Source organism: Furfurilactobacillus milii (assembly GCF_009863985.1).
Lineage (GTDB): Bacteria > Bacillota > Bacilli > Lactobacillales > Lactobacillaceae > Furfurilactobacillus > Furfurilactobacillus milii_A.
In genome coordinates this window covers 1-647 of sequence record NZ_WEZT01000059.1, presented here as the reverse complement: position 1 = coordinate 647, position 647 = coordinate 1, and the positions used below count along the sequence as shown (strand labels likewise).

General features: G+C 39.6%; 2 protein-coding genes. Both read right to left on the bottom strand.

The genetic code is table 11. The annotated features are described in order from the left end of the window. Positions 1-384, bottom strand: a 384-nt coding sequence (locus tag GB992_RS11545) for a hypothetical protein (protein ID WP_161002563.1), incomplete at its 3' end; no start/stop codon positions are given. Beyond that, positions 374-647, bottom strand: a 274-nt coding sequence (locus GB992_RS11540; RefSeq protein WP_063723607.1) for a type II toxin-antitoxin system RelB/DinJ family antitoxin, incomplete at its 5' end; no start/stop codon positions are given. The genes GB992_RS11545 and GB992_RS11540, both read right to left, overlap by 11 nt.

The window sequence follows — 647 nt, the reverse complement described above, 5'->3', positions numbered from 1 at the left end:
GTGCTTCCTTTTACTTGATCGCTGTTGAATTATCTTTTGACCCTTACCTCTTCTTTTTGATTTTAGGTCAAGCGTAAAATCTGAAATTTTATTTTGATCTAGCTTACTTAAATGACCGATTTCTTTAAAGTTTAAACCGGCTTTGGGAAAGCGATAAATATTACCAAGATCGACCCAGGAAGGTTTCTTCAACCCAGCGGATTGCCAATCTTGAATCGGATAATATTGTTGCTTGATATAAGGCGACTTCTTTTCATACTGACTAGTAATTTTAAAAGCCTCGACCGTCTGTTCTGATACCCGACGAATTAAAACTGGTCGAGACTTGCCACCGTTAGTTTCTACAAAACTAACGTATAGGCTGACTAAGTCATTAGTCCTCATCTGGATCGTTGAGCCAATCAGCGACCTCTTTAGCGTCTTTGAACTCGGTGACTGGTGTCCCTTCGGTCGCCTTTAAAAAGCGTAAATTAGCTCTTTCTTCTTCGCTTAAAGACACATTAAAAGGTAAAGCACCATTAGCAACAATCCGCTTGTAAAACATGTTAATGGCCGTGGTTGGATTTAAGCCCAATTCGCTTAAAACTGCTTCGGTATCATCGGCCAAATCTTTATCAATCTTGACTTGGACCCGTTTCTTTTCCTTA